The 22,905-nt window shown below is 60.3% G+C and carries 28 protein-coding genes and 1 pseudogene; 13 read left to right on the top strand and 16 right to left on the bottom strand.

The genetic code is table 11. The features are described from left to right. The first annotated feature begins 1 nt into the window (after window position 1). Window positions 2–847: a CDP-diacylglycerol--serine O-phosphatidyltransferase gene (gene pssA / locus KQ933_RS04350; protein ID WP_216757554.1), complete on the top strand. Its 846-nt coding sequence runs from the start codon at window positions 2–4 to the stop codon at window positions 845–847. A 167-nt stretch (window positions 848–1,014) separates the two neighbouring features. After that, window positions 1,015–1,152 carry a hypothetical protein gene (locus KQ933_RS33325; RefSeq protein ID WP_246698134.1) on the top strand — a complete coding sequence of 46 codons (138 nt, stop codon included), beginning with the start codon at window positions 1,015–1,017 and terminating at the stop codon, window positions 1,150–1,152. 8 nt (window positions 1,153–1,160) lie between these two features. Here the strand turns inward: KQ933_RS33325 and KQ933_RS33320 are convergent. From KQ933_RS33320 to KQ933_RS04335, 3 genes and pseudogenes are all read right to left on the bottom strand, one after another. Then, window positions 1,161–1,337 (bottom strand): annotated as a pseudogene (locus KQ933_RS33320) (LysE family transporter); the annotation flags it as partial. Window positions 1,338–1,380: 43 nt separating this feature from the next. Next, the gene (locus tag KQ933_RS04340) at window positions 1,381–2,145 is read right to left on the bottom strand and encodes an SOS response-associated peptidase (protein ID WP_216757552.1); all 765 of its coding nucleotides are present in this window, start codon (window positions 2,143–2,145) and stop codon (window positions 1,381–1,383) included. A 150-nt stretch (window positions 2,146–2,295) separates the two neighbouring features. Continuing rightward, window positions 2,296–2,616, bottom strand: coding sequence for a YnfA family protein (locus KQ933_RS04335; RefSeq protein ID WP_216757551.1), 321 nt, complete (start codon window positions 2,614–2,616; stop codon window positions 2,296–2,298). Between the two features lie 128 nt (window positions 2,617–2,744). On the opposite strand from KQ933_RS04335, the gene KQ933_RS04330 reads away from it, so the two are divergent. From KQ933_RS04330 to KQ933_RS04295, 8 genes are all read left to right on the top strand, one after another. Then, on the top strand, window positions 2,745–3,161 hold the full coding sequence (locus KQ933_RS04330) for an NUDIX hydrolase (RefSeq protein WP_216757550.1): 417 nt from the start codon (window positions 2,745–2,747) through the stop codon (window positions 3,159–3,161). A 63-nt stretch (window positions 3,162–3,224) separates the two neighbouring features. Continuing rightward, window positions 3,225–3,695, top strand: coding sequence for a TIGR02301 family protein (locus KQ933_RS04325; protein ID WP_216757549.1), 471 nt, complete (start codon window positions 3,225–3,227; stop codon window positions 3,693–3,695). 103 nt (window positions 3,696–3,798) lie between these two features. Next, window positions 3,799–4,056, top strand: coding sequence for a hypothetical protein (locus KQ933_RS04320; protein WP_018115578.1), 258 nt, complete (start codon window positions 3,799–3,801; stop codon window positions 4,054–4,056). A gap of 19 nt (window positions 4,057–4,075) precedes the next feature. Continuing rightward, the gene (locus KQ933_RS04315; RefSeq protein WP_216757548.1) at window positions 4,076–4,828 is read left to right on the top strand and encodes a hypothetical protein; all 753 of its coding nucleotides are present in this window, start codon (window positions 4,076–4,078) and stop codon (window positions 4,826–4,828) included. A 269-nt stretch (window positions 4,829–5,097) separates the two neighbouring features. Further along, window positions 5,098–5,937, top strand: coding sequence for a folate-binding protein YgfZ (locus KQ933_RS04310; protein WP_216757547.1), 840 nt, complete (start codon window positions 5,098–5,100; stop codon window positions 5,935–5,937). Next, window positions 5,934–6,542 carry an HD family hydrolase gene (locus KQ933_RS04305; protein ID WP_216757546.1) on the top strand — a complete coding sequence of 203 codons (609 nt, stop codon included), beginning with the start codon at window positions 5,934–5,936 and terminating at the stop codon, window positions 6,540–6,542. The genes KQ933_RS04310 and KQ933_RS04305 overlap by 4 nt, the downstream gene beginning before the upstream one ends. After that, window positions 6,539–7,069, top strand: a complete 531-nt coding sequence (locus KQ933_RS04300) for a tyrosine phosphatase family protein (RefSeq protein WP_216757545.1) — start codon at window positions 6,539–6,541, stop codon at window positions 7,067–7,069. Before KQ933_RS04305 ends, KQ933_RS04300 begins: the two co-directional genes overlap by 4 nt. 54 nt (window positions 7,070–7,123) lie before the next feature. Continuing rightward, window positions 7,124–8,062, top strand: coding sequence for a mechanosensitive ion channel family protein (locus KQ933_RS04295; protein ID WP_216757544.1), 939 nt, complete (start codon window positions 7,124–7,126; stop codon window positions 8,060–8,062). A gap of 1 nt (window position 8,063) precedes the next feature. Here KQ933_RS04295 and KQ933_RS04290 read toward each other — a convergent pair whose 3' ends face one another. Beyond that, a complete protein-coding gene (locus KQ933_RS04290) occupies window positions 8,064–8,579 on the bottom strand; it encodes a superoxide dismutase family protein (RefSeq protein WP_216757543.1) in 516 nt (171 codons plus the stop codon). A 128-nt stretch (window positions 8,580–8,707) separates the two neighbouring features. After that, the gene (locus KQ933_RS04285) at window positions 8,708–9,049 is read right to left on the bottom strand and encodes a hypothetical protein (RefSeq protein ID WP_216757542.1); all 342 of its coding nucleotides are present in this window, start codon (window positions 9,047–9,049) and stop codon (window positions 8,708–8,710) included. Between the two features lie 467 nt (window positions 9,050–9,516). Here KQ933_RS04285 and KQ933_RS04280 point away from each other — a divergent pair, with 467 nt between their 5' ends. From KQ933_RS04280 to KQ933_RS04270, 3 genes are all read left to right on the top strand, one after another. Further along, window positions 9,517–11,421, top strand: a complete 1,905-nt coding sequence (locus tag KQ933_RS04280) for a bifunctional diguanylate cyclase/phosphodiesterase (RefSeq protein ID WP_216757541.1) — start codon at window positions 9,517–9,519, stop codon at window positions 11,419–11,421. 73 nt (window positions 11,422–11,494) lie between these two features. After that, the gene (locus KQ933_RS04275; RefSeq protein ID WP_216758828.1) at window positions 11,495–12,139 is read left to right on the top strand and encodes an HD domain-containing protein; all 645 of its coding nucleotides are present in this window, start codon (window positions 11,495–11,497) and stop codon (window positions 12,137–12,139) included. 41 nt (window positions 12,140–12,180) lie between these two features. Continuing rightward, a complete protein-coding gene (locus KQ933_RS04270) occupies window positions 12,181–13,038 on the top strand; it encodes an MOSC domain-containing protein (RefSeq protein WP_216757540.1) in 858 nt (285 codons plus the stop codon). 109 nt (window positions 13,039–13,147) lie between these two features. On the opposite strand, the gene KQ933_RS04265 is transcribed toward KQ933_RS04270, so the two are convergent. The 11 genes from KQ933_RS04265 to KQ933_RS04215 all read right to left on the bottom strand — a co-directional run bounded on the left by KQ933_RS04265 (window position 13,148) and on the right by KQ933_RS04215 (window position 22,853). Beyond that, window positions 13,148–14,143 (bottom strand): aldo/keto reductase, encoded by a 996-nt coding sequence (locus KQ933_RS04265; protein WP_216757539.1) that lies wholly within the window; start codon window positions 14,141–14,143, stop codon window positions 13,148–13,150. Between the two features lie 112 nt (window positions 14,144–14,255). Next, window positions 14,256–15,026 (bottom strand): DNA repair protein RecO, encoded by a 771-nt coding sequence (gene recO, locus KQ933_RS04260; RefSeq protein WP_216757538.1) that lies wholly within the window; start codon window positions 15,024–15,026, stop codon window positions 14,256–14,258. 54 nt (window positions 15,027–15,080) lie between these two features. Then, window positions 15,081–15,512 carry a response regulator gene (locus KQ933_RS04255; RefSeq protein ID WP_367882518.1) on the bottom strand — a complete coding sequence of 144 codons (432 nt, stop codon included), beginning with the start codon at window positions 15,510–15,512 and terminating at the stop codon, window positions 15,081–15,083. Window positions 15,513–15,676: 164 nt separating this feature from the next. Next, complete coding sequence (locus tag KQ933_RS04250; RefSeq protein ID WP_216757537.1) at window positions 15,677–16,429, bottom strand: Crp/Fnr family transcriptional regulator; 753 nt, start codon at window positions 16,427–16,429, stop codon at window positions 15,677–15,679. A 149-nt stretch (window positions 16,430–16,578) separates the two neighbouring features. After that, window positions 16,579–17,520: a GTPase Era gene (gene era, locus KQ933_RS04245; protein WP_216757536.1), complete on the bottom strand. Its 942-nt coding sequence runs from the start codon at window positions 17,518–17,520 to the stop codon at window positions 16,579–16,581. Between the two features lie 8 nt (window positions 17,521–17,528). After that, window positions 17,529–18,245, bottom strand: coding sequence for a ribonuclease III (rnc, locus tag KQ933_RS04240; RefSeq protein WP_216757535.1), 717 nt, complete (start codon window positions 18,243–18,245; stop codon window positions 17,529–17,531). Next, a complete protein-coding gene (gene lepB, locus KQ933_RS04235; protein ID WP_216757534.1) occupies window positions 18,242–18,985 on the bottom strand; it encodes a signal peptidase I in 744 nt (247 codons plus the stop codon). The genes rnc and lepB overlap by 4 nt, the downstream gene beginning before the upstream one ends. A gap of 113 nt (window positions 18,986–19,098) precedes the next feature. Further along, on the bottom strand, window positions 19,099–19,503 hold the full coding sequence (acpS, locus tag KQ933_RS04230; RefSeq protein WP_216757533.1) for a holo-ACP synthase: 405 nt from the start codon (window positions 19,501–19,503) through the stop codon (window positions 19,099–19,101). 34 nt (window positions 19,504–19,537) lie between these two features. Continuing rightward, complete coding sequence (locus KQ933_RS04225; protein ID WP_216757532.1) at window positions 19,538–20,128, bottom strand: DUF2062 domain-containing protein; 591 nt, start codon at window positions 20,126–20,128, stop codon at window positions 19,538–19,540. 145 nt (window positions 20,129–20,273) lie between these two features. Next, entirely contained in the window at window positions 20,274–20,423 is a 150-nt protein-coding gene (locus KQ933_RS04220; protein WP_183744396.1) for a DUF3563 family protein, read from the bottom strand. A 195-nt stretch (window positions 20,424–20,618) separates the two neighbouring features. Next, entirely contained in the window at window positions 20,619–22,853 is a 2,235-nt protein-coding gene (locus tag KQ933_RS04215) for a bifunctional (p)ppGpp synthetase/guanosine-3',5'-bis(diphosphate) 3'-pyrophosphohydrolase (RefSeq protein WP_216757531.1), read from the bottom strand. Window positions 22,854–22,905: the final 52 nt, after the last annotated feature.

The raw sequence follows: 22,905 nt of genomic DNA, 5'->3' as shown, positions 1-22,905 counted from the left end.
TATGGAACCCCCTTTTCCGCCCTTCGAACCGAACGGCCCAAACGACGATTCCGCCCGCGGGCCGCGCCTTCGCGAGATTCCGATCCGGCTCGTTGTTCCGAACCTCATCACCATCCTGGCGATCTGCGCCGGCCTGACCGGCATACGGCTCGCCTTTGAGAACCGCTACGAGCTGGCTGTCGCCATGGTGCTGGTCGCCGCCTTCCTCGATGGCATCGACGGCCGTGTGGCAAGACTGATGAAGGCTACGTCGAAATTCGGCGCGCAGATGGATTCGCTTGCCGATATCGTCAATTTCGGCGTTGCTCCTGCCCTCGTGGTCTATGTCTATGCGCTTGATGCGGCACGCTCGCTCGGCTGGATCGCAGCACTCATCTACGCGATCGCGGCCGGCCTGAGGCTGGCGCGCTTCAACGTGATGTCGGAGCGTGAGAACCGCGCGCCCTGGCAGTCGGAATATTTCGTCGGCGTGCCGGCACCGGCCGGCGCCATGCTCGTGCTGCTGCCAGTCTATCTGGGCTTCCTCGGCCTCTCCACCGACCGTAGCTTCGCCTTTTTCTCCTCGGGCTACACGATCCTCATCGCCTTTCTGCTCATCAGCCGCCTGCCTGTCTGGTCCGGTAAATCCGAGAGCCGGATGCGACGCGATCTCGTGCTGCCGGCCATGCTCGGCGTCGTCATCTACGTTGCGCTGCTGATGAGTTTCACCTGGGAAGTGATGGTCTTCACGGTCTGTGCCTACCTCATTTCGCTGCCCTTCGGAGCACGGAAGTGGAAACGCAAATATGGCACGCTGACCATCGAGGAACCCGGCGTCGGCGAGGATGACATCGGCCGCCACATCTGAGCGTTTACTTTTATTAAGTAAGTATTAACGCACGCAGGCTTCGGTTAAGCCTCGCGAATTATGGTCCGTATTTACATTTCCTGATAAGCAATGCCTCTGTTTTGTCGCTATTAGGGACAAAAGAGCAAGATACATAAAATTCTAGGGAACCACGTAAGGAGAGTATCGTGACCTCGAAGAAGTCGGAACAGCAGCAGCAGGCAGCCAAGCCGGATCTCGCGACCAACTACCGCCCGCTCGGCCTCAAGGCCGTGGCTGCCGCCTCGATGATGGCAAAGCCGGCGCCGGTCAAGAAGCTCGCCTGAGCAGGTGCGAAGAACCGCACGCGCAGGCTGATCGCCAGTAGGCTCACGACAATGCCGTTAATGACATCCGGAACCCGCCATGCGGCGGGTCTGGCAAATATGGGCCGCAAGAGACGCGCCCCAAATTCCAGCCCAAAGAACCAGACGAACGACTCCGTGGCAGCACCGAGGCTGTAGGCAAGACGATCCGTGTCATTATGGCGGCCGGGCAGCTTTACGCGACGTGTTTCAGAAGAAACTGAGCTGCCCGTCATCGTGCGTTTTCTTCTGGAGAGGCTTCGGCAGCTTTTCGAGCGGCACCGGATCGTGCAGATCCGGCCCCATGTTCGCGACCTTGTTGACCTTGTCGGAGACCGGGACCGCCTCGAAGAAATCGTCCTGAACCGGCTGCATGAGGTCGACGACCTCGCGCGGCTCCTGCGTCTTGCAGTCCAGCCACCGGGAAAAATCCTCCGGCTGGATGACGACGGGCATGCGGTCATGGATCGAGGAAATGGCGCCGTTGGCCTTCGTCGTCAGGATGGCGCCGGTATCGACCTCGGACCCATCGGCCGAGGACCATGTTTCCATCAGGCCGGCAAAGGCAATGACGCCGCCACGGCGCGGCCTGATCCAATAGGCCTGCGCCTTCTCGCCGCTTTCCTTCGAAGGACGATGCCATTCATAGAAGCCGGAGGCCGGGATGAGGATGCGGCGATGGCGCATGGCAGCACGGAAGGAGGCCTTGCCGATCGCGGTTTCCGAACGCGCATTGATCAGCAGCGGAAATTCCTTGGGGTCCTTGACCCAGCCCGGGGTGAAGCCCCAGCGCACCAGCAAAGCGCGGCGATCCGGCAGGTTGCTGCCCGGTTCCTGCCCCTCACCTGATATGACGACGAGAATCGGCTGCGTCGGCGCGATGTTATAACGCGCCGGAAAGCCCTCCAGCTCGGCAAGACTGAAGGCTTCAGCGATATCCTTGACCACTGCTGTCAGGGCAAAACGTCCACACATAAGGGTTTCTTTGCACCGTGCCCGGCATCGGTCAAGGCGGATTGTCCTCAAGCGATTCCGAATGGGAAGGCGCTGCAGATCTTTCGCGGAAGTCTTTGTTTTACGCATGTCGTTACCGCAAAACCGCTGCACACTTTTGCGCGACATGCTCTAGCTACGCGGCGCAAAGAGGATGATCGCCGTGCCGGCGAGGCAGACCAGCGCGCCGCCGATATCCCAGCGGTCGGGAACACGATTCTCTACCAGCCAGAGCCACAGCAGCGAGGCGACGATATAGATGCCGCCATAGGCCGCGAAGGTGCGGCCGGCCGCTTCGCTCGGCACCAGCGTCAGCAGCCAGGCAAAGAGCGCCAGCGACACCATGCCCGGCGCCAGCCACCAGACGGGCTTTGCCAGCCGCAGCCAGGCCCAGAAGGCGAAGCAGCCGGCAATTTCGAATGACGCGGCAAAGGCATAGATCAGGTAGGTCACAAGCAGGTCACTGGCAGGTCACTGGCATCTCGCAGGAATCGAGAAGCATATTTCGCGCAAGCCAGACGGTTGCGCAAGGTGAGCCGCCCGTGGGATAAGGCGGGCATCACAGCAAAGCGTGCGAAACAATGACCTCCCAAGCCAAACCCGCCTCCTCCGCCATCCTGGAACGTGATGGCCGGTTCCTTCTCGTGCTGCGGCGCAACCCACCGTCTGCCGATATGTATGCCTTTCCGGGCGGGCGCGGAGAGCCGGGCGAAACGCCTGAGGAGACGGCACTGCGTGAGTTTTTCGAGGAGACCGGCATCCAGGCGCGCAATCCTCGCCTGTTCTCCACCTATGACCTCAAGACGCATGCGCCCGACGGCGGCATCAGCAGCCATTTCTTTCTGTCCGTCTTCCGCGTCGAAGCGGACCGTCATCTGGTGGCCGAAGCCGCCGACGATGCAGTTGCACTCGGCTGGTACAGCGTGGAGGAGATCCGCCGCATGCCGGTACCGCAGAGCGTGCTCGAATGTGCGGAGCAGGTGGCTGCCGCCGAATAAGATCACGGCGGGGACAGCCGGCAGAATAGAAGTGGAAACTGCTGCATCCGCCTTGTTCCCGTCATGCTCCCTGTATCAACTGGATGCATGATTCCCGTTCGACGCGTTGTCTTGTCATTGCTCGTCTTTGCCGGCCTTGTCTCGGCTGGTCCCACAATGGCGCAAGGTGGGGCGCAGGGCGGCAAGAATGCGGTTCCGCCGCCAGAGGAGATCGTGCCGCAGGCTGCGATCGTACCCTATGACGACAAGCTGGCGCGGCTGGCGGAGATTCTGGGTTCGGTGCATTACCTGCGCACGCTGTGCAAGGCGCCGGGGGCTGACGAATGGCGAACCGACATGCAGCAACTGCTTGATTCTGAAACGAATGGAGAGCAGCAGCGCAAGGAAAAACTGACCGCAGCCTTCAATCGCGGCTACCGCGCTTTTGCCTCGGTTTATACGGATTGCACGCAGGCGGCCATCGTGGCAGAAGAGCGCTACCGTAACGAAGGTGCAACACTTGCCACAGAAATTACTTCGCGCTTCGGAAATTAACGTTTAATTAACCTGTTTTCGCATGCGCACGTGTCGTTTTGGGAAAAGGCTGTTAGTGTTGTTAACGTAGCGGTAAGACATGAGAAGTTCTGAGGAAAAGATAATGGAACCAAGCCTCAACGACATCGACGACATGATCGTCCACGAAAAGATGCAGGCGGCTCTGGAATACCAGAACGAGGCTTGGGCCGACGGCATGGCCGACGGCATCGAGCCTGAGATCATTGCCGATGCCGCGATTGCCCATGCACTGCGCGAGACGATCAGACTGCATGGAGAAGGCAGTGCCGAGGCCTTGCTGGACTCGCTGCGTGATCGCATGCTGGCAGGTGAGTTTTCCACCAACAGGACCCTGCAATAAGGGCAATACAGAGAGTCTCATGCGTACCGGTAAAGATATTTCTTCGCGAATCCCGCTCGCGCCGGTGCTGCTTGCCGTCGGCCTTGCCGCAGGCAGCGTGCTGTCCGCATCTTCCGCCTACGCGCTTTCCGAACTTCAGAAGATTCCGGGCCAACCCGATGCAGCGACCACGGCGCAACAAGGCCAGCAGCAGCCGGCTGCACCACAGAACGGCTCTTCCGGCATTCCCCAGCCCGACCCGCTCGTCAACAAGCAAGGCGGCCAGAGCGTCGACAAGACACCGGGTGCATCCGACGATTCCAAGCCCGTCGAAGTGATCTACGACATCAGCAAGGTGCCGGAGCCAGTGCGCAAGATGCGCGAACAGATCGTCGAGGCGGCAGCATCAGGCGATCTCGAACGCCTGCGCCCGCTGATGGGAACTGGTGCCGACCAGACGCAGGTGACGGTCGGAGAACCCACGGACGATCCGATCGGCACGCTGAAGGACCTTTCCGGCGATCCCGAGGGCGACGAAATCCTCGCCATCATGCTCGATGTCATCTCGACCGGCTTCGTGCATGTCGGCCAGGGCACGGCTGATGAGATGTATGTCTGGCCCTATTTCGCCGAGAAGGACCTGAAATCGCTAACCCCGCCGGAACGCGTGGAACTGCTGCGCATCGTCACGGCAGGCGATCTTTCCGACATGCAGGAGTTCGGCGGCTATAATTTCTATCGTGTCGGTATCGCGCCCGACGGCAAATGGAAGTTCTTCACCGCGGGCGACTGACGCTACTGCATAATCCTCAAATCGGAATCGATTTTAGGAATTATGCAGCAATTCAAAGTGCTACAGCGTCCTTTGCGCGTCTGAAAAGACGCGCGGCGCTGTAGGCGCCGAGCGTCCATTCCGGCGCACCAAGGATGCTCTAACTCTTTGAATCGACGCATCAGGTTTCTGAAAATCGATTCCGATTTTCGGGCCGATGCTGTAGAGCGCTTGCACCTTCAGCCTCAAAGACATACCTCTGAGCGATCACCAACGCGACAGGTTTCGCCATGCCAGCCGTATTCCTGAAAGACCGCTCGCTGATTGCCGTCGGCGGCGCGGAAGCAGAGTCCTTCCTGCAGAATCTCATCACCACCGACATCGTCTCGATGAGCGCCGATGAGGCGCGGCCGGGCGCGCTGCTGACGCCGCAGGGCAAGATCCTCTTCGACTTCATGATCTGGCGCGACGGTGACGGCTTCATCATCGAAACGGATTCGGCCCAGCGCGAAGCGTTGCTCAAACGGCTGACCATGTACCGCCTGCGCGCGCCGGTGACGCTGACGCCCGCTGTCGAGGATGGTGTGACCGTTTCGTGGGGCGAGGATGCCAAAGAAGGCGTTAGGGATAGCCGCTTTGCGAAGGCTGACGTCACTGTTCTGCGTCGCGCCGGTCATCATGGCAGCCACAATGCGACCCTCTACGACGCGCTGCGCATCGCGAATGGCATCGTCACGTCAGGACCTGACTATGCGCTGCAAGACGCCTTTCCACATGACGTGCTGATGGATTTCAACGGTGGCCTTTCCTTCAAGAAGGGCTGCTATGTCGGCCAGGAAGTGGTGTCCCGCATGCAGCATCGCGGCACGGCAAGACGCCGCGTCGTGACTGTGTCGGCAAGCGCCGCACTGCCGGCCAGCGGCACTGAAATCACGGCCAATGGCAAGCCTGTCGGCACGCTCGGCTCTGTCGAGGGACAGCGTGGGCTGGCAATCGTGCGCATCGACCGCGCCGGCGAGGCGATGGCATCAGGCACGCCGCTGCTTGCCGGCGATGTTTCCGTGACGCTCAGCTTGCCGGCCTGGTCCGGTCTCAGCTTCCCGACCTCATCGGACGAGGCCAGCGCGTGACCACTGTGAAGGTTCCACGCGCCTGGCAACGCATGCTGTCCGGCCGGCGGCTTGATCTGCTCGACCCCTCGCCGCTCGATGTCGAGCTGACCGATATCGCCCATGGGCTCGCACGCGTCGCCCGCTGGAACGGCCAGACGTCGGGCGACCATGCCTTTTCGGTTGCGCAGCATTGCCTTGTCGTCGAGTCGATCTTCCGGCATTTCAACGAGGCCACGCCCGGCGATTGCCTGATGGCGCTGCTGCATGACGCGCCGGAATATGTGATCGGCGACATGATCTCGCCCTTCAAGGCCGTTGTCGGCGGCGGATACAAGACCGTCGAGAAACGGCTGGAGGCCGCCGTGCACCTGCGCTTCGGCCTGCCGCCGCACCCTTCGCGCGATCTCAAGGACAAGATCAAGAAGGCCGACACGATCGCCGCCTATTTCGAAGCGACGGTGCTTGCCGGCTTCACGCCTGCGGAAGCGCAGAAATTCTTCGGCCAGCCGCGCGGTATCACCAGGGACATGCTGTTGATCGATCCCCTGCCTGCACTAGAAGCGCAGCGGCTCTTCTGCGAGCGCTTCGCCGAGATCGAGGCGGAGCGGGGCATGACCCCATGACCGTGATCGTGGTCTCTCCGCTTTCGCGCATCGCCGAGATGGCGGTGCGGCACAAGGCGCGCGAAATGATCAGTCTGATGGCGAAGGAACAGGCCTTTCACCGGCCGGGCATCATCCAGGCCGACCGGCACCTGCTGCTCAATATGAACGATATCTCCTTCAAGGGCACGGGCGATCTCGTGGCGCCTGATGAGAAGCATGTACGGGCGATCATCGCTTTTGCCGCCGGCTGGCAGCAGAAGGCACCGCTCCTCGTCCATTGCTGGATGGGCGTATCGCGCTCGCCCGCCGCAGCGCTGATTGCCGCCCTGTCGCTGGCGCCGGACCAGGAAGATACGGCGCTTGTCCGCCGGCTGCGTGCCGCCTCGCCCTATGCGACACCGAATGCACGGATCATCGAAATCGGCGATGCGCTGCTTGACCGGCGCGGGCGGCTCGTCGATGCCGTGAGAGCGATCGGCCGTGGTGCGGAGGCCGACGGCAACGCGCCCTTCGTACTGTCCGTCAGAGACAATTCAAACGGTTGACGCCCCTCACCCCTGCCCCATCTTGCCCTCGACGAGGCATCCGAGGAGCATGTGATGGAACAGCAGGCCACAGACATTATCATCGCAACCCGCTCGGCACTTGATCAGGCGAGCGCGCTTGCCGTGCAATATTCCTTCTCCATCCTCGGTGCGATCATCCTGCTCATCGTCGGCTGGGTGGCGGCGAGACTCATCAGCCGCTGGGCCTATGAGGGCATCTCGCGCGTGCGCGGCATCGACGAGACACTCGCCCGTTTCTTCACCAATGTCGTGCGCTATGCGATGCTGGTGCTGGTCTTTGTCACCGTTCTCGGGCAGTTCGGCGTACAGACGGCATCGATCATCACCGCTCTCGGCGCCGCCGGCCTTGCCGTCGGTCTTGCGCTGCAGGGGACGCTGCAGAATATCGCTGCCGGCATCATGCTGCTCGTGCTGCGGCCCTTCCGGGTCGGGGAATATATCGAGACGAGCAGTGTCTCCGGAACGGTGCTGGAGATCGGCCTGTTCGCCACGGAGCTGAAGACGGGAGACGGCCTTTACCGGCTGGCGCCCAATTCGACGCTGTGGAATACGCCGATCACCAATTACAGCCGTCAGCCGACCCGGCAGAACGACCTGAAGATCGGCATTGCCTATGAGGATGATCTCGATCTTGCCATGGAAACACTGGTGGGGCTCGCGACAGCCGACAAACGCGTGCTGAAGACGCCGACGCCAAGCGTCTTCGTCGACAGTCTCGGTGACAGCGCGATCTATGTGACGCTGCGCTACTGGACATCGACCAGCGACTGGTGGACCGTCAGCCGCGACATGATCAAGCGTGCCAAGCTTTCCTTCGACGACAAGGGGATCACCATCCCGTACCCGAAAGTGACCTATAATCCGGTACAAATGCAGGCGCCGGATGCACCCGACCTGCAGACGGTGGCGGATCGGGCCCCCGTCAAGGCTCCGGCCCGCAAGAGGAAGGTGTCCCCGCAGACCCAGTCATAAGCTATTTGATCACGCCGCAGGCAATCCTGTCGCCCGCGCCGCCCGAAGGCTGGCTTCGGTAATCGTCGGAATTGGCATGCACCATCAGCGCACGGCCACGCACGCCATCCGTCTTGCCGTCAAGCGAGATCATGGTGTCGAAGACCTGGGCGCGCAGGATACCGTCCTGCCCGACATACTGGTTCGGCATGTCGCCAGCATGCGGGCCTTTGGCGGCGAGGAAGCCATGCTCGGCCTTGGTCGGATTGAAATGCCGCCCGGCGGATTCGTGATGGGTTGCGGCATCGCAGCGGCCGGTTTCATGGATATGGAAGGCGACCCATTTATTGATCGGCAGGCCGGAGATTTCCGCCTCGATGAAAACGCCGCCATTGGCGGCAGCCGTCAGCGTGGCGCGTCCGGCCTCCTTGCCGTCAGGGCCGACAAAATTCGCCGTGGCCGTCTGCTTGTCCTGGGCAAAGGCTTGGGGCGCCGCCGCAAGCAGGCCGAGGGCAGCGATGGTGCATATGATTTTCATCGGGTTTCCTTCCGTTTCGGGGACCTGGTCCCAACGCCTCACGAGGGAAGGTGTTCCTGCCTGCATAAAAGGCAAGAAAAAGCCGGCCACGGGGCCGGCGGGATCATTCAGCTTGGTCCGGCCCAGACTCAGGCGGCGATATCAAGATCGAATTCGCCGTAGGTATTGCGATAGATCTGCATGGCCTGATCATCGGCATCAGGGAGAACCTGCTGCAGTGCATAGGGAACGGCCAAGCCGGTCGCCGAGCCGTTGTCGCGATATTCCATCACCAGCGCGACGAGGCTGCTCGGATATTTCGGCTGCATATTGCCAGCATCATCGTTTTCGAGAAATTCCCGGATGATGCCGGGCTTCTCATCTGCCGCGCGTTCCGTGCGGCTCAGAACGCCGTCGCCATTGGCGTCGAGCCGCGAGAGCGTTGCCAAATATGCATAAGAGATGTCTGAAACTGATGAAAGAGCAGTCATACAAACCTCCGTTCACCGCGTCTTCCGGTGAGAGTCTGCACGCAATACACGGGTGGAAAATACCAAGGCTGATCTGTTGGTTAAACTGATTTGCAGCTTCGGTCAATAAGCTGTTAACTCTCGATTAACCATAGTTGACAAAGTGTAACGACCCATTCCAGCGGCAATTTCAATTTCCCTTGGGAAACCGGGTTTCTTCATTATTTCAGTAGTTTGCGAGATACAAACAAATTGCCGGCTAGCGATAAAGAGCCGCCTAGCTGCAACCGATTATTAATCGGGGCGGTAGAAGATGCCGCATGCGATTTGCCGGAAGTTGCCGCTTGCCGCTTACAAAAATTTGATTCTCGCATTCATTTTAGAAAGGTCTTTTTTATGCACGGCGCGATATGGCATCTTTGCCAATCGAAGACGCCTTCGCCTTTTGCCATGCTTCCACCGCAGCCGTCCCAAGGGGACTCGTGCGCATGAAAGCTGAGACGCTTTTCTGGCAACAGTGCACGCAGGCCGTCAAGGGGGACGGATCGATCGATGCCGAGCATCTGATGGAGCTCGTCATCGCGACCTATCGCAGCCATGAAAGCGAATATGATGAAATCGAGCATAGCGCCGAGACGCTGCTCAATGAAAACCGCAACCTGAAAAATACGATCAATTCCGCCACACAGGCGCTTGCAGAACAGCGCGAACTTTTCGAAATCGTCCTGAACAACCTGCCGCTCGGCCTCAGCGTGTTCGATGCGGATCAATGCCTTACCCTTTCCAATCTGCGCTTTCGCCAGCTCTTCGACTTCACCGAAAAGGATGTTGCGCCCGGCACGGCGATTGCGGAGCTGATCAGCAAGACGCGTGGCACGGAACAGGCCGATAGCGGGGGGCGTCGCAAGAAAGAGGGGCAGCAACCCTCCTCTAAGGCAGGGCGCATCCGCAGACGCGAATGGCTGATGGATGACGGCCGCATCATCCAGAGTGTGGTCACCATCCTGGCCGACGGCAGCAACATCGCCATTCATGCCGACGTTACAGAAGACCGAAAGGCTGCCGAGCGTATCACCTATCTCGCCCATCACGATCCCCTGACCGGCCTGCCGAACCGCATTCGCTTCCGCGAGCAGCTAGATACCGCCCTTGCCGAACGGAGGGAGGATGAGCAGATCGCCCTCGTGCATCTCAATCTCGACCGGTTCAAATCGATCAACAATACGCTGGGTGTTTCAGCCGGTGACAAGATCCTGCAGCAGGTGGCAGAGCGCATCCGCGCCTCGGCCGGTTCAGAGAATATCCTTGCCCGTCTCGGCTCGGACGAATTCGCAATCCTGCAGACGCGACGCCAGCAGCCGTGGAACATCACCGCGCTCGCCGACCAGATCCGCCGTGAGCTCAGCGAACCCTTCTTCCGCGGTGACAAGCAGGTGGAGCTCAGCGTTTCCATGGGCATTTCGATCGCCCCCGACGACGCTGTCGAGACTGACAAGCTGCTGCGCAATGCGGCGGTCGCCCTTTCCCATGCCAAGGCGGACGGGCGCCGGCACGAGCGCTTCTTCACCGGCGAGATGGACGAGAAGATGCAGGCCCGCCATGCGCTGGAAGCCGATCTGCACGCTGCGGTGCAGAAGGAGGAATTCGAGCTTCACTACCAGCCGCTCTACGACCTGACGCAGCATCGCATCTGCGGCTTCGAGGCGCTGATCCGCTGGAATCATCCGGTGCGCGGCCGCGTCTCGCCGATGGAGTTCATTCCGCTGGCTGAAGAGGTCGGCCTCGTCGTCGATATCGGCCGCTGGGTTCTGCGCCGCGCCTGCTACGATGCAGCGCAATGGCCCGAAGATATCAAGATCGCCGTCAATGTCTCGGCCATCCAGTTTTCCAGCAGCGACCTGCCGCGGGATGTCAACGAGGCACTTGCCGCCGCCGAGCTCTCGCCGTCGCGTCTCGAACTGGAGATCACCGAAAGCGTGCTGATGGAAAATCTCGATGAGGCATTGCCGATCCTGCATGCGCTCAAGGAGCGCGGCATCCGCATCTCCATGGACGATTTCGGAACCGGCTATTCGTCGCTGAGCTATCTTTCGAGCTTTCCCTTCGACAAGATCAAGATCGACAAGTCCTTCGTCAACGACATCGTCGAGAACAGGGAAGCGCATGCGATCATGCGCGCGATCATCCTGCTCGGCGATGCGCTCGGCATGCGCGTGACCGCGGAGGGCGTGGAAGCCGCAGAGCAGATGGCGCTGCTCGAACGCGAGGCATGCGACGAAATCCAGGGCTATTACATCAGCCCGCCAAAACCCTTCTGCGACGTAGCTCACATGCTTTCGATGCCGCCAAAGAAGAATGGCAGCGTTACGCCGCCCGTCAAACCCCGATACTGATTTCGGCGCGTTGCGACTCACCGGCGAAGCCGTTATCGACAGGAAACGATCCCTTCGAAAACCGGTGACGACGATGTTCAAGGCCGAAGCCTTCTTCCCCCATGAAGCGCTTGCTGCGGATCTCATTCCACATGCGACCGAGGGTGACGACGGGTCTCACGATCTCGCCCATATCCTGCGTGTCTTTCGCAATGCCATGCGCATCCATGCCGCAGAAGGCGGCAAGGGCGAGGTGCTCGCAGCTGCCGTGCTGCTGCACGATTGCGTCGCCGTCGAGAAGAATTCACCGCTGCGTGCCCAGGCCTCGGCGCTCGCCGCGGAAAAAGCGTCACGGATATTGAAAGAGCTCGGGTGGGACGATGAGGATATCGCTGATGTCGCCCATGCGGTGATGGCGCACAGCTTTTCGGCGAATGTGCCGCCGGAAACGCGGGAGGCGAAAATCCTGCAGGATGCCGACAGGCTGGATGCCATCGGCATGGTGGGTGCGGCGCGCTGCTTCTACATCGCGGGACGCCTCGGATCGGGCCTCTATGATCCTTTCGACCCCGCCGCCGAGGGCCGAGCGTTCGACGACAAGCGTTATGCGATTGACCATTTCCAGACGAAGCTGTTCAAACTGGCGGATGGTTTCCAGACGGCGAAGGGCCGCGAGCTTGCGGCCGCCCGCGACAGGAGCCTGCGCGAGTTTCTTGCGGCATTCATGGAAGAAATCTAATTGGGAAGAAATCCAACCGGGATGGAATCTAGGAGCCTATGATGCGTGTCAGCGATCTCTTCATCTATCCGCTCAAGAGCGCCCGCGGCATCGCCCTGCCCTTTACGGACATCGACGCCTATGGCCTGCCCGGCGACCGGCGCGCGATGGTGACGGACCCCGACGGCCATTTCATCACCCAGCGCGAGCTCCCTCCCCTTGCTCAGATCGACGTTCGGCCCGAAGCCGGCGCCTTCCGGCTGCTGATGGAGGGCAAGCAGGAGATCGCCGTGGCACCGCCGCATCCGGACCGGCGACTCGATGTCATCGTCTGGAAATCGGCCGTCAGCGCCGCCGTTGCTGACGATGAGAGCAATGCCAGACTTTCGGAATGGCTCGGCCGCGCAGTGAAACTCGTCTTCTTCGACGGCAAGGCAGAACGGATGGCCAATGCCGAATGGGCGGGCGAAGGCACGCCGGTGACCTTTGCCGATGGCTATCAGATCCTGGTGACGACGACGGGATCGCTGAAGGCGCTCAATGCCGATCTCGCCGACCATGCCGAAGGCGGCGTCGGCATGGAGCGCTTCCGGCCGAACATCGTCATCGACACAGACGAGGCCTGGGCCGAGGACCGTTGGGCGGCAATCGAAATTGCCGGCATCCGCTTCGACCTCGTCAAGCCCTGCGCCCGGTGCATCATGACGACGCAGGACCAGTTGACAGGCTCACGCGAAGTGCCGAACCCCATGCCCGGCATGGGCCGCATCCGCATGTCGGGCGACCGGCGCGTTCCCGGCCCGCTTTTCGGCTGGAACGTCACGCCGCGCGGCACCGGCAGAGTGACGATCGGCGACGAGGTGAAGATCCTCGAGGCACGGCCGGAGGGCTGGACCTTGAAGGTTCGCGCCCGAGCCTAGAGCACTTTCGTTTTTCTTCGAATCACGAAAGTGCTCTATCTGCTTGTTTTTACGCAATTCCGGACGCAAAACCGCTGCACACTTTTGCTGGAATTGCTCTAACCCGGTCTCAGACGCGGGCCAGCGCCGCGTCGATCTCTACCATCACCTCGGCCGGCAACGGTCCCTTTTCCAATGCGCCGGCATTTTCCTCGACCTGCGCGACCGTCCGGAAACCGGGAATGGGCAGGGTGCGCGGCGAACGCGCCCAGAGCCAGGCAAGCGCGCCCTGCGTCAGCGTGCGTCCATCGGATGTGAGGAGGCTACGCACGGCATCGAGCCTTGCGGCAAATTCCGGCGCGATACGGCCATCTTTGAAATAGACCATCCATTCGAGTGCTGCACCGCGCACGTCCTTGGCGCCGACGGCCTTGTCCGGCGTAAACTTACCTGTCAGCAGGCCCATGGCCAGCGGGCCGCGATTGATGGAGATGAGACCGTTCGTTTCGACGACATCGATCATCTGAGGCACGGGTTCGAAGACGTTCATCGTGTGCTGGATCGAGACGAAGCCCGGCCGGCCGGCATGGCGGGCGGCGCGGTCGGGAAAATCCGTGCTCCAGCCGAAGGCATCGATCTTGCCCTCTGCCCGCAGGGCCTCCAGCGTATCGAAGACTTCGTCGGATTGTTCCAGCGGAAAATCGTTGAGGTGGAATTGCAGGAGGTCGAGACGCTCCCGCTTCAGCCGGCGCAGCGAGGTCTCGACCGACTGGCGAATGAAGGCCGGATTGGCAAAGGCGCCGGTCGCCTGTTTCGTCTCCGGATTGGTGGCAAAGCCGAACTTGGTGGCGATAATGATATCGGCGCGATTGCCGATTGCCTGCCCGATGACCTCTTCCGAATGGCCAGCACCGTAATTCGAGGCCGTATCGAAGAAGCGGATACCAAGGTCGATCGCGCGATTGATCGCGGCAGCGGATTCATTGTCGTCCACCTCACCCCAGCCGAGCGGCGTATCACCGGCAAAGAACGGACCGCCGATCGCCCAGCAGCCCATGCCGAGGCGGGGAACTTCCTGCCCATTCCAGAGCTTGATGGTGGTCGATGTTTCGGGCTTGGTCAGCATGGCTTCCTCCTCGAGCACTTAAAGACTTTCCTGATCGAAGGAGAGATAGGGGCGCTGGGGATAAGGGTAAACCGCCAAGACTGAAGACTATTTTGCAGGGATGAAAAGCCGCTCAGGCAGAAAGCCCGTCCGGCCGAGAAAGCGTCCGTGCAGCCGGGTTCAAGGCCTTGAGTGCCGCCTGAACGAAGCCCTCACGCGCTGCCGAAGCCTCAAGGCCCCGCGGCTCATAGACATGGCGATGCAAAAAGAATCCAGTCAGACGGAATGCCGCCGTGAGGCTCTCGTAATCGGCCGCCTGGTTTTCCTGAACACTCAGAAAGGCCGGCAAAAGCAGCATCTTGTCGGCCCAGGGTTCTCCGGCGCCACGACTGACGGCGCGACCGGATTTCGGCGATACATAGGCGAGATCGGTGCGGGTGCCGGTCGCTGCACATTCCGAGAGGTCGAGGCCGAAGCCGAGATCGTTCAACACAGCGAGCTCGAAGCGAACGAAGAGTTCGCCGGCATCGGCGGGATTGTGGAGATGATCGAGAATGACTTCCAGCGCCTCGAAGAGATGCGGATGCGGATCGCGCTCCGGCAACAGGCGCAGCAATGCGCCCATGGCCTGCACACCATAGACGGCGGTTGCCGTCTCCATCAGCCGCGCGGCGCGCAGCTTCACCGGCTCGAGGCGGAATTCGCCGAGATGCTCATCCAGCCGGGCGCGCCAGGTGACTTCCACCTCGTTGCCGGGCTGCAGCACCGGCTGCATGGTGCGCGAACGGCCGGAGCGAACGAGACCAAGGTGACGGCCGCGGTCGCGCGTCATCACCTCGGCGATGACGCTTGTCTCACCGTGGCGCTTGACGCCAAGAATGATCGCCTGATCCTGCCATTGCATCGGAAAACCGTCCTTCAGTCTGCCGATTCATTCTAAAGCAAGGTCCGGACTATGTCATTCCGCCGGCGACGGGAAAAGCTTTTGAAGGAAGTCGCGCATCGCATTCTCGTCGAAAGGTTTGACGAGAAGCGGCACGTCCTGAAGGTCGATCGGAAAATCCTGAGTATCGGAATAGCCACTGACGAAGCCGAAGGGGATATTGGCCTGCGACAGATCACGCGCGAAATCGAAGCTCAGCGCCTCGCCGAGATTCACGTCGAGTAGCGCGAAATCGTAATCTGCGACCTGGATTGCGTCCCTGGCCTGATCGAGGCTATTGGCGATATCGATGGTATCGGCGCCAACGAGACGCAAAATATCCTCCGCCTCCATGGCGATGATCAGACTGTCTTCAAGGACCAGAACACGGGTTGTTGCGTTCATGATCTCCATGCCCCTCGTGAAGCGCAAATATTGCAGCGGCCCTGCCCCTTTAGCAAACATCATTCCGTCGGCGCCCGGCTGGAGCGTTGAAAGTGGTCGCCCACCACAATTGAATAGCGGCATTTTCGCGTCCGGTCGATAAAAACGAAATCGGAATAAAGATGACGCGATCTTAGTTTTCCCGGCGTCATTTTGCATTTAAAAAAGACATAGTGCTGCTCAAGCAGCTATATGAAAGGACGTTTTCCGTCGCTCAGTCCTTCCCAGCCGGCCATCCGCATCAAACCCTCGCCGTCCCGCACCTCGCAGCCACGCTCCTGCCAGCGGATGAGGTTGCGTGCCGTAAGCTTTTTCAAAGTCTTGTTGGTGTGGACGATCGATAGACCGAGTGTGTCGGCGATATGCTGCTGGGTGATCGGAATGATATTGCGGCCGTTGAAAAGGCTGAGCTTTCTGGCGCGTTCGAAGAGGAAAGCAATCAGATAGGCGGCTCTTTCGAGCGCGGTGCGACGGCCGATGCTCAAGAGATGTTCATCGAGAATACGCTCTTCCTGCGCCGCGATCCAGGTTATGTCGAAGGCAAGCGAGGCGTGCCGGTTATAAAGGGTCATCAGTTTGTCGCGCTCGAAGACGCAGAGCGATACCGGCGACAGGGCCTCCACGGAATGCTGCATCTCGCCCATGATCGTGCCCTGCAGGCCGATCAAGTCGCCCGGCATGACATAGTTCAGGATCTGCCGACGGCCATCCTCCAGCATCTTGTAGCGGAAGCCCCAGCCGGACAGCACGGTAAAGAGGTGAGCGCTGTGGGCGCCTTCGACCAGGATGGTTGCGCCGGCATCGGCCGCCAGTTCCCCTCTCTTGAACTTCGAGACGAATTCCAACTCGTCCCGGCTGAACTCCCGGAAATGCGGCAATGACCGCAACGGACACTGCTCGCAGGGCGTCTTGAAGGAATGGGTAGGTTTTGCCGTCGCCATCTTGTCCCTGCCGTCGCAAAACCGGCGCTGCAGAGTGCAGCGCCGTTAGCAGATCAATGCGCATGCAGGCCGATTTGTTCCTTGGAACAGGCGGCGATTTTTACACGGAAACAAGGGGCTGAGTGCCCGTTGTCAATTTTCTTGTCGAACTAGCGCGGAAATTCGAGGCCCATTTCACGGAAGCGCTCGGGATCATCACCCCAGTTCTCGCGCACCTTGACGAACAGGAAGAGGTGGACGGGCTGTTCGAGGATTTCCGACAATTCCTTGCGTGACGCCGACGAGATCGCCTTGATCGTTTCGCCACCCTTGCCGAGCGCAATCTTCTTCTGGCTGTCTCGCTCGACATAGATGACCTGTTCGATGCGTACGGAGCCGTCCTTGCGCTCTTCCCACTTCTCCGTCTCGACATGCGAGGAATAGGGAAGCTCCTGATGCAGGCGCAGGAACAGCTTCTCGCGCGTGATTTCGGCGGCAAGCTGGCGCATCGGCAGATCGGAAATCTGATCTTCAGGATAATACCAGGGGCCTTCCGGCAGGGTCCTTGCCAGATAATCCATCACGTCGTCGCAGCCGGAACCGTTTTCGGCCGAGATCATGAAGGTCTGGTCGAAATCGACCTTCTGGTTTGCTGTGGCGGCGATCGCCAGAAGCAGTTCGCGATTGACCCGGTCGATCTTGTTGAGAACCAGGATCTTCCGTTGCGGAACGTCCTTCAGGCTTTCGAGGATGGCTTCGGCATCGCCGCGCAGGCCACGCTCGCTGTCGATCAGCAGCATGATGAGATCGGCATCCTTGGCGCCGCCCCAGGCAGAAGTCACCATGGCGCGATCAAGACGGCGGCGCGGCTTGAAGATGCCGGGCGTGTCCATGAAGACGATCTGCGCATTGTTGTGGATGGCAATGCCGCGCACGACGGCGCGCGTCGTCTGTACCTTGTGGCTGACGATCGACACCTTGGCGCCGACGAGGCGATTGACCAGCGTCGATTTGCCGGCATTGGTGGGGCCGATCAGGGCGACGAAGCCCGAATGCGTCGTACCATTGCTTTCAGCAGCACTCTCAGCCGCCATTTCGTTTTCTTCTGTCATTGATCCCGTCAATTTCCGGCAGATGTCGACTGCCAAATGCCTTCGCGCTCGAGCATTTTCGTCGCGGCGACCTGTTCTGCGGCGCGCTTGGAGCGCTCTACTCCCGTCTCCGGTGCAACGCCAGCGACTTCTACAGTCACCTTGAAGCGCGGATCATGATCCGGTCCGCTGCGTTCTTCAACCCGGTAGACAGGGGTGACGCCATATTTGGCGTGCGACCATTCCTGCAGCTCGGTCTTGGCGTCACGGCGGGCGCCATCAGCACGCACTGCCCTGCCCTCCCAGTAGCGCAGGATGAAACGACGGGCGACTTCCAGGCCGCCATCGAGATAGAGAGCAGCGATCAGGCTTTCGACGACATCGGCGCGCACGTTCATCATGCGCTTGCCGGTGAGTTTCTTCACATCGGCGCCGGTGCGGATATAGAGATGGAGACTGAGTTCATCGGCAACTGCCGCGCAGGTCTCGGCGCTGACAAGCTGGTTCAGGCGCACCGAAAGTTCGCCCTCCGCCGCTGCCCCGAAAGTGCGGAACAGCAAATCGGCGATACAGAGCCCAAGAACCCTGTCGCCGAGAAATTCAAGCCGCTCGTAATTGCCCTTGTCGGTGCGCGCGCTGGCATGGGTCAGCGCGCGGTCCAGACGTTCCTTCTCGGCAAATTCATGCCCGATCAGGGTTTCAAGCTTTGCGCGGTCCGCCGCTGAGAGCGTCTGCGCCTTGCTCATTCAACAACCTTGAAGAGGCGGTCCCAACGCATGTTGGTCGGCCATTTCCAGATTTCGCGGAAGGACGTGTCGTTGCCGAGCGAGAAGAAGATGACGCTGGCGCGGCCGACAAGGTTTTCCGCCGGGACGAAGCCTACATCGAAGCGGCTGTCGAGCGAGTTGTCGCGGTTGTCGCCCATCATGAAGTAATGGCCTTCCGGAACGATGAACTCGCGAGTGTTGTCGCCGCGCGACACCGGCGACTGGTCGAGCGTGTCATAGGTCTTGCCATCATCCAGCGTCTCGCGGAATACCGGTACGTCCTGGCCCGGATCGAGCTTGTAGTCGGAATTGAAAGTACCATCCGGCACCTTCGGAACCGGCTTGCCGTTGATGTAGAGAATACCGTCGGTGACCTGGATATGGTCGCCGGGAAGGCCGACGAGGCGCTTGATGTAATCGACATCAGGATTCGGCGGGAAACGGAACACGACGATATCGCCGCGCTTCGGATCGGAACCGAAGATGCGGCCGCTGAAAATGTCGGGCGAGAAAGGCAGCGAATATTTAGAATAGCCGTAAGCGAACTTGTTGACGAAGATATAGTCGCCGACCAGCAAGGTCGGCATCATCGAGCCCGAGGGGATGGTAAAGGGCTGGAACAGTACAGTCCTGATAACCATCGCCAGGAGGAGAGCCTGGATGATAACCTTGATATTTTCCCACAGGGCATTCGGCTTGGCTTCGACTTTTTCGGACACGCAGTCTTATTCCTTCAAGACGCCACAAGGCGCATTTCTTTCTGATGTTCTCTCTAGCGGCTTCGACCGGTGGCGGCAATAACGACGACATTAAAAGCGACGAGAGGTCGCCATCATACGGTATCCGGCAGCGCCTCGATGATCACAAAAGCCTGAGCCAAGGGATAATCATCGGTTATTGTCAAATGAATGGCGGCCTTGTGCCCCGCCGGCAGCATGGCCTGAAGGACAACGGAGGCGCCACCCGTCAATTGCATGGTCGGTTTCCCGCTCGGAAGGTTGACCACGCCCATATCCTTCCAGAAAACGCCCTGCGAAAGTCCCGTGCCGAGCGCCTTGGAGCAGGCCTCCTTGGCGGCGAAGCGCTTGGCGTAGGATTCGGCGCGGTTGGCGCGGCGATCCGAGCGGGCACGCTCGATCTCGGTGAAACAGCGATGCGTGAAGCGGTCACCAAAACGCTCGATGGATTTTTCCACGCGGCGGATGTCGATGAGGTCGCTGCCAATGCCGATGATCATGCGAGAGGCCTTTCAGGATGGTTCTGCTTCGGGCTCAGAGGGTCGGCATCTCGGTGGCGGGATCGGCGAACCGAAGACGCGCACGCTCCATAAGCCGCGCACGGCGGCGCGTCTGAAAACCCCTGACGGTGTAGAATGTCAGCGCATAAAGCGCAACCGAGGTGAGAGCAGCCGGCGGGATGGCGCCGATCAGCATCGGCTCCAGGACCGGTTTCCAAAGCTCGGTGAAGTGCAGCTTATGAAAGAGTTCGGCGAGATCGATCGTCTGTCCGCCCATCTGATCCTGGCGGCTGAGCAGGAGGTGACCGACTTCCCAGGTGATGCCCCAGATGAAGGGATAGGTCAGCGGATTGCCGAAAGCCGCGCAGCCGAGGGCCGCGGCCACCATGTTTCCCGACAGGAAATAGGTGATGACGAAGGCCATGACGAAATGCACGCCGATAAAGGGTGTCCACGAAACGAAGACACCCGCGGCGACGCCCACCGCAACGGCATGCGGCGAAGCTGACAGGCGCAGAACGCGCATCATGATATAGCGTGCAGGGCGCAGAAAACCTTTTCGGGGCCATAGAAGCTCCCGCAGCTTTTCTTTAAATCCTGCTGGTTTGCGACGGCGAAATAACATGGCGCGTATTTAGTGCAGCGCACATGACAATGACAAGAGCGGCAAATGGAACCGCTTAACAAACAGGCCGTCTCTTTTTCTTTTCTTCCAAGGGGCGTTGATCATGCATAGCGCCCCCTTCCTTGCGTCAAGTATATCTCAGCGATCAGCGATTGCGGAAGATGCCGCGATCGACCTGGCGCTGACGATATTCAAGATCAATACGGTCCTGCGAGCCGTTGAGATATGCCATTTCACGTTCCTGAGCGGTCGGAGCGCGAAGGGCGCGGGCGAACTTTCTGATCGGTTCAAACATTGCTTTGCCTCATCTTCGTTTCATTTCTTGATGACCAGAAGATAGTCGCGGCAATGGTTAATTACCAACGCTGTAACCTGAACGCAGCCATGCAAATGACGCATGTCTTGCCATTTCGATGTGCCGGCTCGGCCGTTAAATGATCACAAAATGTGCAAATCGCAATTCCGCGAGCGGCAATAATTTAATGAAATCCTACTCATAGAGACGCCGGACCGTCGCGATGCATTCCAGGTCCTTGAGCTGGGCGAGAAGCTGGTTGAGCTGACGCAGGTCCCACACCTCCACTTCCAGCATCATTTCGGTGAAGTCGGTCGCCGCCCGCACCGTATTCAGCATGCGGATGTTGACGTCGAGGCTTGCCACCGTCTGCGCCACCTTGGCGAGCGTGCCGGGTTCGTTCAGCGCGTTGACCAGGATGCGGGCCGTGAAGCGGGACTTGTTGGCTTCGTCGAGATCCCAGCGCACGTCGATCCAGCGGTCCGGTTGGTCATCGAAGCGCTGCAACGCCGGCGACTGGATGGGATAGATGGTAATGCCCTTGCCCTTTTCCATGATGCCGACGATGCGATCGCCGGGTACGGCGCCGGTCGGCGAAAACTTGACGCCGACATTGCCGGAGAGCCCGCGGATCGGCACGATATCGGGATCGCTCTCGGTGGAGGCGCGCTCGCCATCGAGACCGGCCTTGGTCTTGCCGGGAATCTTGAAGATCATGCCCGCGGCGCTGCGGACATTGAACCAGCCCTCGTCGCCGGCCGGCTTGACGGTGACGCGCTCGTCCTGATGGTCGGGATAGACGGCACGCAACACGTCGAGCGAGGACATCTCACCGCGGCCGACGGCGGCGATCGCGTCTTCCACATCCTTCTGCCCGAGGCGGTGCAGCGCCGGCTTCATGGCGTCGCGCGAGAAGATCTTGCCGGCGCGCTCGAAGGTGCGCTCGAGAATGCGGTGGCCGAGGCCGGCATATTGCTTGCGGATCGCCATGCGCGTCGCGCGGCGGATGGCGGCGCGCGCCTTTCCGGTGACGACAATTTCCTCCCAGGCAGCCGGCGGCACCTGCACGCCGGAGCGGATGATCTCCACCTCGTCGCCATTGTTGAGGCGGGTCACCAGCGGCATGATGCGGCCATTGATCTTGGCGCCGACGGTCGTGTCGCCGATATTGGTGTGAACGGCATAGGCGAAGTCGATGGGGGTGGCACCGCGCGGCAGCGCGATCAGCTTGCCCTTCGGCGTGAAACAGAAGACCTGGTCCTGAAACAGCTCGAGCTTGGTATGTTCGAGGAATTCTTCCGGGCTGTCGCCTTCGGCCAGAGCCTCGATCGTGTGGCGCAACCAGGAATAGGCGTTGCTTTCCCGCGAGAGGATATCGCCGTCCGCATTGGTGGCGCCATCCTTGTAGAGCGTATGGGCGGCGATACCGAACTCGGCGATCTCGTGCATGCGCTTGGTGCGGATCTGCAGCTCGATGCGCTGCATCGACGGGCCGACGATGGTGGTGTGCAGCGACCGATAATCGTTCTGCTTCGGCGTCGAGATATAGTCCTTGAAGCGGCCGGGAACGACGCGCCAGCGGGTATGGACGATGCCGAGCGCGCGATAGCAGGAGGGGATATCCTCGACGATGATGCGGAAACCGTAGACATCGGAAAGCTGTTCGAAGGAGAGCGACTTCGACTGCATCTTGCGGAAGACCGAATAGGGCTTCTTCTGGCGCCCCTTCACATAGGCGCTCGTCAGCCCGCTGGCGATCAGCAGGTCGCGCAGTTCAGCCTCGATCTTCTTGACCAGCCCCTCGTTGCGCTTCGACAGTTCCTCGAGGCGCTTGGTGACGGTCTCATAGGCTTCGGGGTTCATGTGCCGGAAGGAGAGCTCCTCCAGTTCCTCGCGCATGTCCTGCATACCCATGCGGCCGGCAAGCGGCCCATAGATCTCCATCGTCTCTTCGGAAATGCGCGCGCGTTTTTCCTGCGACATATGGTCGAGGGTGCGCATGTTGTGGAGACGGTCGGCGAGCTTGACGAGCAGGACGCGCACGTCATCGGAAATGGCAAGCAGGAGCTTACGAAGGTTTTCCGCCTGCTTGGCCTTCTTGGTGACGAGGTCGAGCTTCTTGATCTTCGTCAGGCCTTCGACGAGACGGCCGATATCCTCCCCGAAGAGTTCGTCGATTTCGGCGCGGGTCGCCGTCGTATCCTCGATCGTGTCGTGCAGGAGGGCGACTGCAATCGTCGATTCATCGAGATGCATGTCGGTCAGGATGGCGGCCACTTCGAGCGGATGCGAGATATAGGGATCGCCGCTCGCCCGCTTCTGCTGCCCATGCTTCTGCATGGCGTAGACATAGGCTTTGTTCAGCAGAGCTTCGTTGGCATCGGGCTTGTATTTCTGAACCCGCTCCACGAGCTCGTACTGCCGCATCATTCCAAAGCCACTCCAATAAAATAAAAGCGCGCCAATCGCAGATTGGCGCACA

The organism is Rhizobium sp. WYJ-E13, assembly GCF_018987265.1.
Lineage (GTDB): Bacteria > Pseudomonadota > Alphaproteobacteria > Rhizobiales > Rhizobiaceae > Rhizobium.
Note: the sequence above shows the minus strand (reverse complement) of the source record. Positions and strands in the feature narration are given on the sequence as shown.

Excerpts from the sequence above, each read along its gene's own strand:
- pssA (WP_216757554.1), top strand. The coding sequence starts at position 2 with ATGGAACCCCCTTTTCCGCCCTTCGAACCGAACGGCCCAAACGACGAT.
- KQ933_RS04340 (WP_216757552.1), bottom strand. The coding sequence starts at position 2,145 with ATGTGTGGACGTTTTGCCCTGACAGCAGTGGTCAAGGATATCGCTGAA.
- KQ933_RS04330 (WP_216757550.1), top strand. The coding sequence starts at position 2,745 with ATGACCTCCCAAGCCAAACCCGCCTCCTCCGCCATCCTGGAACGTGAT.
- KQ933_RS04325 (WP_216757549.1), top strand. The coding sequence starts at position 3,225 with ATGCTCCCTGTATCAACTGGATGCATGATTCCCGTTCGACGCGTTGTC.
- KQ933_RS04320 (WP_018115578.1), top strand. The coding sequence starts at position 3,799 with ATGGAACCAAGCCTCAACGACATCGACGACATGATCGTCCACGAAAAG.
- KQ933_RS04315 (WP_216757548.1), top strand. The coding sequence starts at position 4,076 with ATGCGTACCGGTAAAGATATTTCTTCGCGAATCCCGCTCGCGCCGGTG.
- KQ933_RS04310 (WP_216757547.1), top strand. The coding sequence starts at position 5,098 with ATGCCAGCCGTATTCCTGAAAGACCGCTCGCTGATTGCCGTCGGCGGC.
- KQ933_RS04300 (WP_216757545.1), top strand. The coding sequence starts at position 6,539 with ATGACCGTGATCGTGGTCTCTCCGCTTTCGCGCATCGCCGAGATGGCG.
- KQ933_RS04295 (WP_216757544.1), top strand. The coding sequence starts at position 7,124 with ATGGAACAGCAGGCCACAGACATTATCATCGCAACCCGCTCGGCACTT.
- KQ933_RS04290 (WP_216757543.1), bottom strand. The coding sequence starts at position 8,579 with ATGAAAATCATATGCACCATCGCTGCCCTCGGCCTGCTTGCGGCGGCG.
- KQ933_RS04285 (WP_216757542.1), bottom strand. The coding sequence starts at position 9,049 with ATGACTGCTCTTTCATCAGTTTCAGACATCTCTTATGCATATTTGGCA.
- KQ933_RS04280 (WP_216757541.1), top strand. The coding sequence starts at position 9,517 with ATGAAAGCTGAGACGCTTTTCTGGCAACAGTGCACGCAGGCCGTCAAG.
- KQ933_RS04275 (WP_216758828.1), top strand. The coding sequence starts at position 11,495 with ATGTTCAAGGCCGAAGCCTTCTTCCCCCATGAAGCGCTTGCTGCGGAT.
- KQ933_RS04270 (WP_216757540.1), top strand. The coding sequence starts at position 12,181 with ATGCGTGTCAGCGATCTCTTCATCTATCCGCTCAAGAGCGCCCGCGGC.
- KQ933_RS04265 (WP_216757539.1), bottom strand. The coding sequence starts at position 14,143 with ATGCTGACCAAGCCCGAAACATCGACCACCATCAAGCTCTGGAATGGG.
- recO (WP_216757538.1), bottom strand. The coding sequence starts at position 15,026 with ATGCAATGGCAGGATCAGGCGATCATTCTTGGCGTCAAGCGCCACGGT.
- KQ933_RS04255 (WP_367882518.1), bottom strand. The coding sequence starts at position 15,512 with ATGATGTTTGCTAAAGGGGCAGGGCCGCTGCAATATTTGCGCTTCACG.
- KQ933_RS04250 (WP_216757537.1), bottom strand. The coding sequence starts at position 16,429 with ATGGCGACGGCAAAACCTACCCATTCCTTCAAGACGCCCTGCGAGCAG.
- era (WP_216757536.1), bottom strand. The coding sequence starts at position 17,520 with ATGACAGAAGAAAACGAAATGGCGGCTGAGAGTGCTGCTGAAAGCAAT.
- rnc (WP_216757535.1), bottom strand. The coding sequence starts at position 18,245 with ATGAGCAAGGCGCAGACGCTCTCAGCGGCGGACCGCGCAAAGCTTGAA.
- acpS (WP_216757533.1), bottom strand. The coding sequence starts at position 19,503 with ATGATCATCGGCATTGGCAGCGACCTCATCGACATCCGCCGCGTGGAA.
- KQ933_RS04225 (WP_216757532.1), bottom strand. The coding sequence starts at position 20,128 with ATGTTATTTCGCCGTCGCAAACCAGCAGGATTTAAAGAAAAGCTGCGG.
- KQ933_RS04220 (WP_183744396.1), bottom strand. The coding sequence starts at position 20,423 with ATGTTTGAACCGATCAGAAAGTTCGCCCGCGCCCTTCGCGCTCCGACC.
- KQ933_RS04215 (WP_216757531.1), bottom strand. The coding sequence starts at position 22,853 with ATGATGCGGCAGTACGAGCTCGTGGAGCGGGTTCAGAAATACAAGCCC.